At 55.7% G+C, this 212-nt stretch carries 1 protein-coding gene; it reads left to right on the plus strand.

Annotated features, from left to right (window positions below; translation table 11 throughout):
- Positions 1–212 (plus strand): immunoglobulin-like domain-containing protein (locus tag E4P00_RS20615; protein ID WP_248132791.1); only part of this gene is annotated, 212 nt, incomplete at both ends.

Raw genomic sequence — 212 nt, forward strand, 5'->3', positions numbered from 1 at the left:
TGTCACGCTGAAGTTGGATAACGGTTCGTCGATCATCATCAAGGCTGGCGAAACTGTCGGCACTGTGACTGTCCCTGCGCCTACCGATGACGTGTTCATCGATAAGAGCACCCAGACCGTCAAGATCACCGAGACCACTGGCGGCAACTTCGAGAAGTTGGAAGTCGCAGGCAACGGCGCAACCACCACCATCAACGACACCATCGACAAGG

This window comes from Pseudomonas sp. B329, assembly GCF_023127835.1.
GTDB classification, from domain to species: domain Bacteria; phylum Pseudomonadota; class Gammaproteobacteria; order Pseudomonadales; family Pseudomonadaceae; genus Aquipseudomonas; species Aquipseudomonas synxantha_A.